Source organism: Dyadobacter sp. HNCC25DJ186 (assembly GCF_056895235.1).
Genome location: NZ_JBXHAS010000001.1, coordinates 943706 through 959161 on the forward strand (window position 1 = coordinate 943706; position 15456 = coordinate 959161).

General features: G+C 40.2%; 15 protein-coding genes. 6 read left to right on the forward strand and 9 right to left on the reverse strand.

Translation table 11 applies throughout. The annotated features are described in order from the left end of the window. The first annotated feature begins 9 nt into the window (after positions 1–9). The 3 genes from AC1XUO_RS04040 to AC1XUO_RS04050 all read left to right on the forward strand — a co-directional run bounded on the left by AC1XUO_RS04040 (position 10) and on the right by AC1XUO_RS04050 (position 2393). On the forward strand, positions 10–486 hold the full coding sequence (locus AC1XUO_RS04040) for a hypothetical protein (RefSeq protein ID WP_483328468.1): 477 nt from the start codon (positions 10–12) through the stop codon (positions 484–486). A 187-nt stretch (positions 487–673) separates the two neighbouring features. Beyond that, positions 674–1168, forward strand: a complete 495-nt coding sequence (ispF, locus tag AC1XUO_RS04045) for a 2-C-methyl-D-erythritol 2,4-cyclodiphosphate synthase (RefSeq protein ID WP_483328469.1) — start codon at positions 674–676, stop codon at positions 1166–1168. A gap of 79 nt (positions 1169–1247) precedes the next feature. Further along, complete coding sequence (locus tag AC1XUO_RS04050) at positions 1248–2393, forward strand: amidohydrolase family protein (protein WP_483328470.1); 1146 nt, start codon at positions 1248–1250, stop codon at positions 2391–2393. Positions 2394–2492: 99 nt separating this feature from the next. Here the strand turns inward: AC1XUO_RS04050 and AC1XUO_RS04055 are convergent, their stop codons facing one another. Further along, positions 2493–3611, reverse strand: a complete 1119-nt coding sequence (locus AC1XUO_RS04055; protein ID WP_483328471.1) for a tetratricopeptide repeat protein — start codon at positions 3609–3611, stop codon at positions 2493–2495. A 146-nt stretch (positions 3612–3757) separates the two neighbouring features. Here AC1XUO_RS04055 and AC1XUO_RS04060 point away from each other — a divergent pair, with 146 nt between their 5' ends. Beyond that, a complete protein-coding gene (locus AC1XUO_RS04060; RefSeq protein WP_483328472.1) occupies positions 3758–5002 on the forward strand; it encodes a M16 family metallopeptidase in 1245 nt (414 codons plus the stop codon). 69 nt (positions 5003–5071) lie between these two features. Then, positions 5072–5392: a hypothetical protein gene (locus AC1XUO_RS04065; RefSeq protein WP_483328473.1), complete on the forward strand. Its 321-nt coding sequence runs from the start codon at positions 5072–5074 to the stop codon at positions 5390–5392. 9 nt (positions 5393–5401) lie between these two features. Here the strand turns inward: AC1XUO_RS04065 and AC1XUO_RS04070 are convergent, their stop codons facing one another. Then, a complete protein-coding gene (locus AC1XUO_RS04070; protein WP_483328474.1) occupies positions 5402–6316 on the reverse strand; it encodes a glycoside hydrolase family protein in 915 nt (304 codons plus the stop codon). A gap of 576 nt (positions 6317–6892) precedes the next feature. Next, complete coding sequence (locus AC1XUO_RS04075) at positions 6893–8182, reverse strand: M16 family metallopeptidase (protein WP_483328475.1); 1290 nt, start codon at positions 8180–8182, stop codon at positions 6893–6895. A 185-nt stretch (positions 8183–8367) separates the two neighbouring features. On the opposite strand from AC1XUO_RS04075, the gene AC1XUO_RS04080 reads away from it, so the two are divergent. After that, complete coding sequence (locus tag AC1XUO_RS04080) at positions 8368–9363, forward strand: glycosyltransferase family 9 protein (RefSeq protein WP_483328476.1); 996 nt, start codon at positions 8368–8370, stop codon at positions 9361–9363. A gap of 37 nt (positions 9364–9400) precedes the next feature. On the opposite strand, the gene AC1XUO_RS04085 is transcribed toward AC1XUO_RS04080, so the two are convergent. From AC1XUO_RS04085 to AC1XUO_RS04110, 6 genes are all read right to left on the reverse strand, one after another. Further along, a complete protein-coding gene (locus tag AC1XUO_RS04085; protein WP_483328477.1) occupies positions 9401–10807 on the reverse strand; it encodes a tetratricopeptide repeat protein in 1407 nt (468 codons plus the stop codon). A 78-nt stretch (positions 10808–10885) separates the two neighbouring features. Next, a complete protein-coding gene (locus AC1XUO_RS04090) occupies positions 10886–11884 on the reverse strand; it encodes an NAD-dependent epimerase/dehydratase family protein (RefSeq protein WP_483328478.1) in 999 nt (332 codons plus the stop codon). A 16-nt stretch (positions 11885–11900) separates the two neighbouring features. Then, positions 11901–12392: a hypothetical protein gene (locus AC1XUO_RS04095; RefSeq protein WP_483328479.1), complete on the reverse strand. Its 492-nt coding sequence runs from the start codon at positions 12390–12392 to the stop codon at positions 11901–11903. Further along, positions 12385–13497: an AAA family ATPase gene (locus tag AC1XUO_RS04100; protein ID WP_483328480.1), complete on the reverse strand. Its 1113-nt coding sequence runs from the start codon at positions 13495–13497 to the stop codon at positions 12385–12387. The genes AC1XUO_RS04095 and AC1XUO_RS04100 overlap by 8 nt, the downstream gene beginning before the upstream one ends. A gap of 79 nt (positions 13498–13576) precedes the next feature. Then, positions 13577–14146, reverse strand: a complete 570-nt coding sequence (locus tag AC1XUO_RS04105; protein WP_483328481.1) for a carboxymuconolactone decarboxylase family protein — start codon at positions 14144–14146, stop codon at positions 13577–13579. 92 nt (positions 14147–14238) lie between these two features. Beyond that, a complete protein-coding gene (locus tag AC1XUO_RS04110; protein WP_483328482.1) occupies positions 14239–15387 on the reverse strand; it encodes a DUF3179 domain-containing (seleno)protein in 1149 nt (382 codons plus the stop codon). Positions 15388–15456: the final 69 nt, after the last annotated feature.

A 15456-nucleotide genomic window follows, 5' to 3' on the forward strand; every position in this document is an offset into this window, starting at 1 on the left:
ATATAAACTTTGAATACGCAGGAATTTATAGAAAGTGGTGTTTTGGAGTCTTACCTCTTAGGATTTGCCACAGAGGAAGAACAGCATGCAATTAATCAGCAGATCCTGGCCAGCTCAGAATTTGCTGACTACGTAGTGGAATTCGAGAAAAATGCCCATAGATATTTTATTCAAAATGCAGTTCCGCCACCGCCGGTTGTGAGGGAAACCATACAGCTTCGTGCCGGAAAAAGTGATATTGAAAAAGCCGGAAAACATACGTATTACGATATTCCAAAAACAGAACAAAAAAAGGAGGAATATTTAAACGTCGAGGTAAATGATACTTACATAAAAGTACACAAATGGTGGCGCCCGGCATTTATTGCCATATTTGTATTGTCGAAAATATTCTTGATCGCAGGTTTGTATTACTATTTTAAATCTGCCAGTCTGGAAAAAGAAATAGAAAAACTGAGAACCGAAATTTCATTACCGCAACGATAATTTTTTCTACAAAAAATCCCTGCATTCAGACTATCCGGATGCAGGGATTTTTGTTGTCAATACTTTTCAAAATTTAGTAGTAGCAATATATAAGGCATATAGGTTATTTGTCCGTTTTCATTCTCACTGTTGTCTTTCACAATTTCAATCACCAAATTGCGCTTACTATTTATTAATCCCATTTTACATGTTTCCCTTTCGTATCGGACAAGGTTATGATGTTCACCAACTCGTTGAGGATCGCCCATTTTGGCTGGGCGGTATTTTGGTTCCACATACCCATGGAGCAAAAGGCCATTCTGACGCAGATATCGTTTGCCACGTGCTTTGTGATGCCTTACTTGGGGCAGCCAATATGAGGAACATTGGCTATCATTTTTCGGACACGGATCCACAGTGGAAAGGTGTTGACAGCAAAGTTTTGTTAACAAAAGTGCTGGAAATGGTGCGTGAGAAAGGGTTTGAAGTTGGCAACGTTGACGTCACGATTGTCCTGCAACGACCAAAATTAAATCCCCATATTCCTGAAATGAAATCCTGCCTGGCGGGCGTTATGCAGATTTCTGAGGATGATCTCTCAATAAAAGCAACCACTTCCGAGCATATTGGTTTTGTAGGGAGAGAAGAAGGAATTGCTGCGCACTGTGTTGCTTTAATTTATCGTTCTGAAAGTAATCCCTAAGCACAGGTTGTAATCCAAATCAACCGTCGCGCCAATACATTTTTCTAATAAAGGTAAAATCCCCCTGAAACCGCTTACTATGAAAATCATCAGACCCTTACTCCTGTTTTCTTTATCGATTCTCACTGTTTTCACCCTGTTTTCCCTAAACACCTTTGCGCAGGAAATTCCTCAGCCACTAGGTTTTGAAGAATATGATCCGGTCTCGACTTTGAAAGTTGAGGAACATAAGGTCACACGGGCGAAGTTTCCCTTTATTGATGTGCATAACCACCAATATCAAATGCCGACGCAGGATCTGAAAGCGCTGGTTTCGCAAATGGATAGCTTGAATATGGGCATCATGATAAATCTGAGCGGAAGAGGCTGGTCGCAGGAATGGAGTGAAGGAACAGCAACGTTGAAAGGGTCACTCGAAAACATTGCCAAAAACGAACCAAGGCGTATTGCCCTTTTTACAAACCTTCAATTCAAAGGATTTGGCGATAAGGACTGGACGGAAAAAGCAGTTAAACAGCTGGAAGCCGATTTTAAAATGGGTGCCAAAGGACTGAAAATCTATAAAAATCTGGGTTTCAGCAGCATTAAAGATGATAAGGGAAACCGGGTTGCGGTGAATGATTCAAGACTTGATCCGATCTGGAAAAAATGCGGTGAATTAAAAATTCCGGTATTGATCCATACCGCGGACGTTCCCTCCTTTTGGGACCCGATGGACCGTTACAACGAGCGTTGGTTAGAATTAAAAACGCACCCGGGCCGACGCCGTGGAATGAATGATCCCGTTCCTTTTGACTCACTGATCGCAGAGCAGCATTACATTTTCAAGAATAATCCGAAGACCATTTTTATAAATGCGCACATGGGCTGGTACCCGAACAACCTTAAAAAACTAGACAGTCTGATGACCGCCCTGCCCAATATGTATGTTGAAATTGGTGCGGTTATTGCAGAATTGGGACGCCAGCCGAGAGCAGCAAAAAAGTTTTTTGACAAATGGCAAGACAAGGTCCTTTTCGGAAAAGACAGCTGGGTTCCGTCTGAATACAGTACTTATTTCAGGGTGCTGGAAACAGAAGATGAATATTTTCCATATCACAAAAAATACCACGCTTTTTGGCGCATGTACGGTATGGGACTTTCTGACGAAGTATTAAAAAAGCTCTATTACAAAAACGCCTTAACCATCATTCCTGGATTGGATAAGTCGTTGTTCCCGAAGTGATCTGTTATGTTAATAGTTTTTGATATATGACAAAAGTGGGCTTGCAAGGAAGATCTTGCAAGCCCTCTTCATTAATAATTAACCATTAACAATTAATCATTATTTAAACGCTTTTGCTTCTTTCACAATCGACTTGTATTCCGCTTTATCCAAAGCTTTTTTATAATATTCTCGTGCTTTCGCTTTGTTTCCTGCGCGGTTAGCAATACGAGCCAAACCTGAATAGGACATCGCATAATACTCACGGGTATACTGATCATCATGTGGCGTCTTTAGCGCAGTCAGATAAGCTCTTTGCGCTGCACTGTCATTTTTGACACTTTTTTCATAAATAATTCCCTGAAAAGTATTGTAGGCAACCGGATAAAATCCTCTCGTATTCGCTTTCAGCATATTCATTCCTTTTTCCGCCTGATCGTACTTTCCTGTCAGCAGCAACGCCTCGGTGTTGAGCATGTTAAAAATCTGATTCTTGGGATACCATTCAACCAGTTTTTGAGAATATGTCAGCGCTTTTGGGAAGTTCGTTTCATGTTCCATATAAATATGTGACAGATAAAAACAGGCTTCGGCTCTGGTAATCACACCATGACGCGTCGCAATATCAATCTGTTTTAATCCCAGCGCTTTATTCCCGTTTTTGAAAAAAATCATCAGCGGTTTCACCATCGCGTGGTCTTCGGGATACAATTCAACATAATAATTATACATCCCCGAAGTGAAATAAAACTCAGGATTTCTTTCAGTCAATTTCAAACCCGTGGTCAGCGCGTTGTAAGCTTTTTTTGCTTCTCCTGCCGCGCTCATCAGTTCTCCGTTGTAGTTGTACATCATCGCAATATAACCTCGGGCAACAATGGTATAAAAAACAGCTTCCGGATCGGTACTGTTCTTTCCATATTTCTTCGTTATAGCATCCAGACACTGATTCAGCTTGGCAATATATTCCTTTGACTTGGTTGGATTATCCTTAATTGGCAGATATTGCCAGTACATCACAAACGAGTCGAGGATATAAGAGACAGGGTGATTCGGGTATTTTTTTTCAACCTGATTTAAAATGACATTTGCTTCTGCATACTCGTAGTTGTAAATATGGTCGAGCCCTTTTTGAATTAATTTAAGCGATGCAGCGTCATTTAATAGTTGGGCATCTGCGGGTTTTGAAGCAACAAAAAAGAAAATGGTTAATAGAATAAAACGCAACGTAAATTTCATGACAATCATTGATAACAGGATAAATGGTTTGGTGGAATCCCACCTGAGCATTAGCTTTGTTTATAACCACAAAACCTGCGTACAGGTTTCTCCTGTTTTTGTTTATTTTGAGGAGACAACCTCAACTACTAATTACTGACTTACTTATGATTCGCTACGAGCACTTTACGTTAGACAACGGCCTGAAAATATATGTTCATGAAGATTTTTCAACGCCGATGGCTGCGGTCAATATTTTATATAATGTCGGATCGCGGGATGAGCATGAAGAGCGCACCGGTTTTGCGCATTTATTTGAACATTTAATGTTCGGCGGCTCAAAAAATATTCCTAATTATGACATTCCGGTTCAGACCGTTGGCGGCGAAAATAATGCGTTTACATCACCTGATATTACGAATTATTATATCACACTTCCCGCCGACAATGTTGAGACTGCTTTCTGGCTCGAATCTGACAGAATGATGAGTTTGTCGTTCGATCCGAATGTGCTGGAAGTCCAGCGCAAGGTGGTCATCGAAGAATTTAAACAGCGTTATCTTAACCAGCCTTATGGCGATATGTGGCTAAAATTGAGGCCATTAGCCTATCAGGAACATCCATACCGCTGGGCGACGATCGGAAAAGACATCGAACATATTGAACGCGCCACGATGGAAGATGTTCAGGATTTTTTCTTCCGTTTTTACAGACCCAATAACGCAGTTATGGTGGTGGCCGGTGCTGTAAAACTGGAACAGATCAAACAACTAGCGAAAAAGTGGTTTGCAGGAATTCCTGCCGGGGCACCTTACGTTCGTAATATTCCAAAAGAACCGAAACAGACTGAAGCCCGTCATCTGGAAACTTCCGCAGCAGTGCCTCTAAACGCTTTGATCAAGGTTTTTCATATGCCTGGCCGTTATGAGGATCAGTTTTATGCCTCGGATTTGTTAAGCGATATTTTGGGAAGAGGGAAATCATCGCGACTTTATCAGGCTTTGCTGAAAGACAAACCGCTTTTTAACAGTATCAGTGCGAGCACCACATCTTCGCTGGATCCCGGGCTTCTTTTGATTAGGGGAAATCTTAATCCGGGTGTTACTTTGGAAGAGGCTGACGAAGCAGTAAAAGATCTGTTGAGTAAAATTGTTGCGACTGGCGCCACAGACGAAGAAGTAACCAAGGTTAAAAATCAAACGGAAGCAACCCTGGCATTTTCAGAGGTTGAGCTTTTAAATCGTGCGATGAACCTAGCTTTTGCGGCCAACGCCGGAAATGTTGACTGGGCAAATGACGATGCCGAAATTATCCGAAATATGAAATCGGAGGATTTGCACGAGGCTGCCAAAAAAATTCTTCGGCCGGAAAACGGCTCCACGCTTTATTACCGGGCTGAGGAAAGTGTTTAAATAATTAGTGCTTTGAAATGATCAAATTATCTCACAGCTTTCTTTTTTCTACTTTAAAATAATTGGTTAATGACAATACCACAAACATATTTGCAGACCGGATGGGGTGACTCCGTAGACGACGTGGACATGGAAGATGTTAGCTGGGCGATCTCCGAAACCATCGAAATGGATGAAGAACAAGGCCTGTTCTGGGTTGGCATATTTGTTGGCGATGCCGAGGTCATTCTGGAAGCAAAGAAAGACCTTACTGTCACAGGCATTTTCAATGAAGACGAGGATGAAAATATAAAGGCGCAATTCGCCGACTGGGCTGAAATTGAAGACTTATACAAAATATTCCTTACCAAAGATTTTGATCAGGTACAAGCAATACTCAGAGCCAAATAATTTGGTCAATTACTTCGGAAAATAAACATTAACTTCCGGATGCATGGTATACATCCGGAAGTTTTTTTCATCATTTACCAGAATGCCGCTCGACTTATTATCCCTCAAAATAGGATTAGCTGCATATTTTTTCCAATGCACTAAGTCTTTTGAAACAGCCACATTGGTTGTCCATTCCCGCCAGTCTTTAAAAGCAGAGGCATGATAATAGGCATAATAAAGTCCTTTGTATTTTATAATCTGATTGAAGGCAACCGCAAATTGATCATAGGCTTCCGGCCCGGAGTTCAGAACTGGCTCGTCCTGCACGTTCGTCCAGATTTTTAAATCTTTTGATGCAGCGAGCCAAACATCGGCATCGTTTCTTTCGTAAAATAAATACCAGGTATCGCCTTCCTTCCAAACGGTTGGTGTTCCATAAGGTCCTTTCAAAATCGGACTTCCATTCTTCAGACGAATATCTAAAGCGCCTCTATCTTCCCAGTGAATTCTGTCTTTGGAAATCAGTAAGCGCGCGATATCATCCTTACTTTCAGCGAACATATAATACAAATGATCTGATTTCCAGACGAAAACATCTTCAACCCAATTTGTTTTGTAGATAGGATTTTCAGGATAACGTGTCCATTCAAGCCCGTCCGGAGAAGTCGCCAGACCAAGATATTTTATATGCTTTCCCGTTTTCCTGGTATATCCGGTATACCACATGTAGTAAGTGTTTTCTTCTTTTATAATAAATCCTCTTTCCCGAATCTGCTCATCCCAGGTTGTCGAGTCGGCAGTGCCTTTGAATACAGGATTATTTTTAAACGGTTGAAAATTCACGATTTCGGATGGAAATTCGTCTGCCTCTTTCGTTGAATTGTTGGGAATCTGAGCAAGAGAAATCCAGCCAGTAAAAAGTAAAGCGGGTAATATTAACAAGCAATACTTATTTAACAATATCATTTGTCGGGATCGGATATTTGTGTATATAAATAATACGTCAATTTTATTATTTCAGGCTATTCTTGTTCTAACTCAGAAATTGTAGGTCATGCATAGGCGGCTCCTATGGAGCCAGGAAATATGCTTCTCTACCATTTACTATAAACAGGGAACCACGCTCTGGTTTTCAGTAAAAATGACCACGGGTGTTATGTAATTGCCTGGGTGAATCTGATATGGGACTCCATACGAGTCACCCAAATCTTAAATAAAATTTCGCAGGAGGCTTCTTACCAAGCCAACAGGATCTGAAATTCCCGGAAATATCTATAAAACAAGACCAAACTGTGGTTATTCCCCAATAACAGTCATCATAAATAATTCTATTCCAGGTGACAATTACCATCTACCCTGCGATACTGTTCCATTTAGAGCATCCTGTTTATAGCACCGGGACGGACAAATCTGGCACGAGACTCCTTCGGAGTCGCCTGAAAACGTAATTTAAAAAACAAAAAAACAGTCATTTACCGAAGCAAATGACTGTCCATAATATTATTTCAAAAATCTAACTTACTCAGGAATAAAAGTCAGATAGCTAAAATGCTCAGGGTTAAACATTTCCTGGGCGATTGATTGCAATTGTTCTGACGTAATTTCCTGGATTTCTGTGAAAATCTCAGGCAATGAATCCACTCGTCCTGTATCAAGCAAGCTTTTTGCCATCATCAGCATAAAACTCATATTACTCTCTTCCGACATTGCCAACTGGCCCATCAGCTGAACTTTTGTCTGATGCAGCTGTGATGTCGACAAAGGAATTTCCCGGATTCTTTTTAATTCTTTATTGATCAAAGAAATACTTCTGGCCAGTTGTTTCTGTTCTGTCCCGAAGAATATGCCTAAAAATCCGGTATCCAGATATGGCGTATAATTGGCTTCGATGGAATAAACGAAACCATATTTTTCACGCAGTGATAAATTAAACCGAGAGTTCATGCCAGGACCACCCAGCAGATTTACCAGCATAAAAAATGGCAAACGTTTATCGTCTCCAAGCGCATAAGCCGGTTGCCCCATCGCACATTGTGCCTGCGTAATGGAACGTTCCTTTTCCTGAATAATAGGAGTATAAAGACCAGGCGCCTGACGGGTTCTTGTCGTTTTTTTATGAGGAATATTTCCAAGATACTTCTCGGCAACACGCACGACCTTTGAAAAAGGCAAACGGCTTACCGAAGAAACAACAATTTGTTCTGTATCAAGGTTTTCATTAATAAATTGAAAAAGCTCCTCACGCCCAAAAGAATTAACTGTCTCGGGGGTTCCCAGAATATTATTTCCCAGTGCATGATTTGCGAAAACAAGTTGATCAAAATCATCCTGAATCGCATCTTCCGGCGAGTCGTTATACATCGACATCTCTTCAATAATCACGTTCCGTTCCCGCTCAATCTGCTTGTCAGGAAAAACTGAATGGAAGGCAATATCAGCTAATAAGTCAAGTGCTTTGTCAAAATGATCGTCCAGAACGGACGCGTGGAAACAGATTTTTTCTTTGGTAGTGTACGCATTAAGTTCACCGCCAACATTTTCAAGACGGTTGATGATATGATATGAACTGCGTTTTTCAGTTCCTTTAAAAGCCATATGTTCCCAAAAATGAGCCAGTCCCTGTTGGTGAGGCTGTTCATCTCGGCTTCCGATATCAAGCATAATTCCTACGTGCGCAATCTGCGTGTAAGGAACTTGTTTATGTGCAATGCGAATTCCGTTGGCTAAGGTGTGCAATTTATATTCTTCTGTCAGCGCTAATGAGGGAGCTTCGGCATTCACATGTTTACGCATATTATTTCTCTTCATTCCTTATGAACACAAAATACCTGTCAATAATTTTCGGTGATGTCTGCAAAATTACAGACTTTTGTTTGAAAGACGTTTTTTTTAGGCCGATGGTCAAAAAGTGCGTTATTGAAAAGTTAATAATTTATTGAAAATCAATTACTTATTAACTTTAATTTGAAAATATAATTTTTGAGTCCAATCACATGATTCCCAGGCGCATACTCGTTATCCAAACTGCTTTTATCGGCGATGTAATTCTTGCGACCTCATTACTGGAAAACCTGCATCAGGGTTTGCCGGATGCAAAAATTGATTTTCTGGTTCGAAAAGGAAATGAAGGCCTATTTGAAAATCATCCTTTTTTGAACGAGGTCCTGATTTGGAAAAAGAAAGAAGGTAAGTTAAAAAGCCTTTTACAGTTATTAAAACAAATCAGAAAATCAGAATATGACTGGGTTATCAATTTACAAAGGTTTGGCGGTACCGGAATGCTGACGGCATTTTCAAAAGCTCCAAAGACCACTGGTTTTGATAAAAATCCATTTTCTTTCCTTTTTACAAATAAATTTCCGCACAAAATTGAAAATGGTATCCATGAAACAACCCGTAATTTCGAACTTGTAAAAAATGAGATTTCGGGCGAAATTCTTAAACCAAAATTATACCCTGCTGCGGATGATTACAACTTCGTAAAATACTATCAGTCAAAACCTTATATTTGTATTGCGCCGGCTTCTGTTTGGTTTACGAAACAATATCCTGCGGAAGGTTGGATTAAGCTTATCGATCAACTTGTAGATCGATACCAGATTTTTCTCCTCGGCGGACCCGGTGATAACGAACTGGCACGGACTATTCAGGATCAGATTTCTTCCAAAGAAAACGTTCAGAACTTATGTGGAAAACTATCTTTCCTCCAATCTGCTGCTTTGATGAAATCTTCGGTCATGAATTTTGTGAATGATTCTGCGCCTATGCATATCAGTTCTGCGGTCAATGCTTCCGTAACGGCAGTTTATTGCTCAACAGTGCCGGAATTTGGCTTCGGGCCGTTGTCTGATAATTCTCATATTGTTGAGGTTCTGGAAAAATTAACCTGTCGTCCCTGTGGACTTCATGGTCATAAGGCTTGTCCGCAGGGCCATTTCAAATGTGCAGTTGATATTAAAACAGAACAGTTTCTTGAAGTGCTGCGATAGCAGATCCAGGAAACTGTCAATATTTTATAATCCAATGTTACTTTTCGCGGTACTGTTCGATAATTCTGAACAACGCTTTTTGTTTTTCCAATTCAGGAAAAAAGTCAAAAAGCTGTAAATGGGCATCATAATCAAGGGTGAGCGCCACTTCCAGATTAACCAGTGCTTCGCGGTAATCGCCGGAATGAATCTGATAAACTGCCATCCGGTAATAAAGATCCGCTTCTTCGGGCATTTCGTCAATTGCGGCTTGTAACAGGTCGCAGGCACGTGCATAATTTCCCTGCTCAAAAAGGACAAACGACCATTTTAGCCAGATATCAGGATTGGAAGGCTCAATTTCCGCAGCTTTTTCAAAGGCTTCGAATGCTGAAATGACGTTTCCTACCCGGAATTCAGTTTCGGCCAGAGCCAACCAATAATCAGGATTTAACTCTGTGATCTGAATTGCTTTTCTTAAAAAACCAACTGCCTCATACCAACGTCCGAGTTCACTAAAACATATCCCCAGACCATACCAGCCGTCGTCCCACTGACTATCTATTTTTACAGCCTCACGGTAATGTTTTATCGCTGTTTCAAACTCACCTAATTTCTCATAACAAGTCCCCAGACAGCAGCAGGTTTCTGTTTGCTTGCCTTCCAGTTCAATAGCCCTGAGATATTGTATTTTCGCCTGCTCATATTGTTCAAGGCTCATGTAAGAATTACCGAGCTGGAAAAAAGCAGACGCAAAATCGTCCTTTACCAGCGTTGCATATTCATAAGCATTTACGGCATCTTCGAAGCGTTCAAGTTTACTGAATGCTATTCCGAGGTTATACCAGGCATGTTGTGAAAACGGATCACGATCCACTAATTCATGGTAATAGGCAAGATGACTTTCCAGCTCACCAATCAAATCCAGGCAATGTGCAAGTTCATATAATGCACTCTCGTTATTCAGGTTGTTGCGTAATGAAAGTTTGTAATTCAAAATCGCCTCATCATATTTCCCCCAATTCTGGTAGGTCTGCCCGATCTGAAAATAAATTTCATCCCTGTCCTCCACCCTGTTCAAAAGTCCTTCCAGAATTGTGATCGCTTCTTCATATTCTCCCATCATGTTGGCAATACCCACCTGCATAAAGGAAATTTCAACGTCGCCAGGATGAAAAAGAGAAGCGCGCTCCAATATTTCCATCGCCAGATCATGCTCGCCGCGATTGGCGTGAAGCTGTACTTTGTTAAGCAATAAATCAAGTGAATATGGAAAATCTGCTAAACCTAACTCGCAGGCCTGATAAGCCTTATCCCAATCCCCTTTTTCCAAATAATACTCCGTTACTTTCTCGTATGTATCCAAATCGAAAAACGCTGACTCATTGGTTTTCAACATTCTTTCAAACCTGAGCAATGTTTCTTTCATGTAATCTTTTCTTTCCCCGAAGTTTTTCTCCATCATACGAATCAGTAGGTTAGAGTTGAGGGTAAATTTACCACTAACTATAATAAAAGAAAGTTAAAAATAAATCCGGTCTATTCAAATCTTGCCGATCAAACTTTCACTCACCCGAGCGATCGTTTTTTCAATAGGCTGAAACTCAAACCCGATTGCTTTTTTTATTTTTTCGTTGTTATAACGGAATCTTCTGGCACTCGATTGGGCGGTCTCTTTCGTGATCAGCGGCTTCGTACCCATCAGCCAGGTACGCACAGCCTCCACACGCCAGATCACCCCCGCCAGTCCCGGACCGACTTTAAAAGATGGCCGCTTTTTGCCCATTGCATCCGCAATACTGTTAAACAAAGATTGGTAGGAAATGCTCCCTGCATTCAACAAAAATCTTTCTCCGGAAATATCCGAAGCAAGCAGCTGAACTACCGCCTTCGCCACATCCTGAACATCCACATAATTGGCGATACCTTCGGTGTAAAATGGCTTTTCCTGGTAAACGTATCTAAAAATCTGGGTACTGCTTTTCGCCCAGTCGCCTTCGCCAAGGATCAATGTCGGGTTTACAATCACCGCATTTAATCCTTCTTCCATACCACGCCAGACTTCCAGCTCAGCCAGATATTTGGATTTTGCATATTCAGAATTTTCAGGAGAATCTTCCCAACGCTGATCTTCGTCAATGATCAGGTCCTGACCATCAATAATTTTCCGCGAATCAGGCCGTCCGATGGCGGCGATACTGCTAACATGACAAAGTTTTTTGATGTCATATTTCAAACAAACATTGACGACATTGGCAGTGCCTTCCATGTTGACTTTGTACATCATTTTCCGGTCTTTGGGAATAAAGGAAACAACGGCGGCGGTATGAACTACATACTCAACCTGCTCCATGGATTCCTCTAATGACTTGATATCCAATATATCACCTTCAATCCATTGGATTTTTTTTTCAATATCATTGAGAAGACTTCTGTCGGAACCTGAACGAACAAGTGCAAAAACAGTATGATTTTCTGCCAGAAGTTGCCTTGCAACAGTACTTCCAACTAAACCTGTGGCTCCGGTAATAAGGATTTTCATTCAGTAATTTATAGTTCTAGCCCATAAGTTGGTGCAAAAGAGCTTTGATTCTGACAAAGCCTGGCGCATTATTAATATCCAGTGCACTCAGTAATCTTTGAAAGTCTTCATCACTTTCAATCTGTAAGCTTTTCAGGCGATTACCCAACAACTTAATGTCATTAGAAAACCCAAAATCTGCCAAATCAATTCCAACTTGTTCTGCATTCCAGATTAAAAACGATTCTATCGCCTTTTGAATAACAATAAGGTATCGATGATTTGCAAGTTTTTTCTTGAAAACCACCTTATCAAAAGAATCAATTATTTCGAAATCATCAAAAAAGGGTGGGACTCGTTTATCGTCATCAACAAAACCAATTATCGTTGAATTTATGGGCGCATGACGCATCGTAGTTCCGACTTCCGGATAACCGGATGCATGAATAATTCTGGGATCATTATTAGTAAAAAAACGAATCAGGGTAGTATCCGCATGACATTCAGGAATTAATCGAAGATCAGGCATCCGGTTCGAATTTGTTCAGATTAAAGAAAATATCAATGCTGTAATCCTGAACTTCCCTAAGTTCAGCAGCAGACAATACTTTTATGTGTGTTTGATAATCCTTGTAGTAAGTCAATACCACATTTAATTCAGTGTCATCGAGTTCCTCTACCAGCGTTTGAAGCATGTAGGGACTATGCGTGCTTATAAAAAACTGGTTATCTTCTTTTGAAACAATTCTCTCCGCCAATTCTTTGACATAAGGCGGGAAGGAATGAACTTCCGGTTCTTCAAAAATGAGCACAGAATCAGTATTGGATTCTATTGCTGCGAGGTAAAATATGAACCGTTGGAAAGTGTCCGCAACTGAGGAATAAGGATATTGATAAACATACCCATCTATCAGTTTTTGAACAAAAAACTTTTTATCAACTTTTGAAAAAACAAATTGTAAGCCGTAATCATTTTTAAATAGCTCGACGATCTTTTGTTTTAGTGAATCAATATTGGTGACGACATTGAAAAGATTTTGACCGAGGGGCAAAAGAAAATTTTCATCCGAACTCTCTGATATTCTGTCGACCGTATTTCTAAATTCATATTTTTTAATTGAGAAAATATCATTCAACTGCTTTTCCGAAAATAAAGTCTTTGGATACCCATTTGGTTGATATTCCATTCCTATATCTGACAGTTTGTAGTGCCAAAAGGATTTAATTATATCTCTTTCACTTGGAAAGTCTAATTGATTACTTGACTTGGATTTCGGGTCGGTAAGGTCTTGATAAGTTAAATAAATTCCCTTTTTTATTTCAGAATAATCTTTTTTCAGCAGGAAAAGATCCATTTTGTATTCAGATTGAGAAGTCATTTGAATACTTGCCTGCACATTATTTTTTTCTTCATTGTCGTAATGAAGTTCATTAAAATTCTCGAATCTAATATTGACGCCTTCTGAATTTTCCGTACTTAAATTTTTAGGATTAAGAAGTCCCATAACTTCCAAAATATTCGACTTCCCAACGTTCGGTTTACCAATAAAAACATTAACCCGTTTACAATCAAGTTCAAGATTTTTGATTGATTTGAAGTTTTTAATTTCGAGTTGACTGATAAAATTATTCATTCGGAAGTTTCTTACATTATTTTCTTAACAGCGAAAGATACGTAAAATCCTGCTTTATTAAGTTTCTCCGGCATTGTCCTTATTTCACCAAACTCTTCATCGGATCATAACCCGCATATCCTTCTTCAACAATCCTCTTTCCTCTTGGAATATAACTTTCCTGATCGGTCGATGCCCACGTTCCTAAACCATCCACGTAACGGTTGAACATACAAAATGCCGCAGCGATCAAAACTGTGTCGTGTATTTCCGAATCTGTTGCTCCGTTATTTTTCGCGATTTCAATTTGTTCAGCAGTGACAAACTTCCCACCTTTTTGAACGCTTGTCGCAATGGATAACAGACTTTTCATTTTCTCAGAAACCTTTGATTCAGCAAAATTATTTTTAACCTGACTTATCAAAGTGCCGTCATCTTTCAGGTAACATTGTGCTGCTGCTCCGTGTACACTTTGACAAAATAAACAATCGTTCAAATAAGATACGTAGGTGGCTATCAATTCACGATCACCTCTGGATAAGTCGTTATCAGTTTTTCTCAACAAAACCTCAGCAAGGTCATTTAAGGGTTTTGCAGTCTCCGGCCTGAAAGCCATCAGACCGCGAATGCCAGGTAGTTGTTCCTCTTCCGGAATTTGGATATGTGCCATTTTATTGAATGTCAAAATAAGAAATTAAAAAATTTCGGCCGCTCCAAAATGAGCGACCGAATTAAATAGTCATGGCTAATAACCTTTGTGTTTTAATACTTCTCAGTTTTAGGGTGAAATGTCTGCCAGCTATGCCAGAATTCCTGGTAGGCGTTTACCGGTTTTAAATTGTTTGAAGATTCAGATGAAATATTTTTACCAAGCAGGTTATATCGGTTTTCCCGGCCGATAATCGTGTCATTTTTAACAATAAAATTCTCTTGTTTAGAAGACCTGATAAAAGCAAAAAAGCTCTTATCATCCGAAGCCAGAACCAAAGCAACCGGTGTATTGCCAACTTCGCTATTGATCACTCTTTCTTTTTTTAAACGATTCCAGTCAAAAGCTTTACTTTCTTTCCCGATCTGAATTCCAACCACCCAGGATTTTTCTTTCCAGGAAAGAGAATCTGTTTTCGTCAATGTGGATTTACCTTTCCCGCTTTCATACTTGCTCATGGAATCATACTTCATCTGAAATTCCGGATCCGGCTGCATGATCTGGCTGTTTGGATGCAGTTTCAGCCATTCGCCCAAAGAAGTTTGTGTGCTGTTGATTTCCGGCAATGTTTGCCCTTTTGATGGTCCCGCAATCGCTTCGCCATTTGCCTGCCGCCACCAGCTGTGCGTTTTTCCGTCTTCAAACATGGCGTTAAAATGATCCATTCCGACCAATCTGAAAACATCCGGCTGATTATTTACAACAGGTTCAAAAACCCTACCGGTCCTGCAAACGGTGCAATAGGTAACAATAATAGGTCTCCCATTCAATTGATCCTGAACCTGGTGATGGTAACCGATATACTGAATTGGATATGCTTTTGCCTCTCCATTTTCTTCGACGCCGATAACCAATCTGTCTTTGTCAACCTTGTTACTTCCCGCATTTTTAAGCAATAGCGTTTTCGGTTGATAAAACATGGTATCAGCCGCCATTTCAAAATTAGCAGCGTAGGCCACTCCGGCCACCAGTAATATCATCAAAGTCGGCAGCCACTTATTCTTTGTTTGAAAAACCGAAGGCGAGCCCAGCACAATGAGTAACATAAACACAATCCTGAACGTCCAGCGCCAGGAATGCAAAAAATAAGCAAGATCAATGCTATTCATCCGCTGACTTCCCGGCATGGGCATGATGAAATAAACTTTGGCTATTTCGAAAAGAATTAAGCCAATAATGCCGACGTAAAAATATTTTTTCATTGTAAAATTTGATAAACAAAGGTTTCGTAATTTTAGAGAAACGGACTCGTCAAATGACAAGTCCGTTTG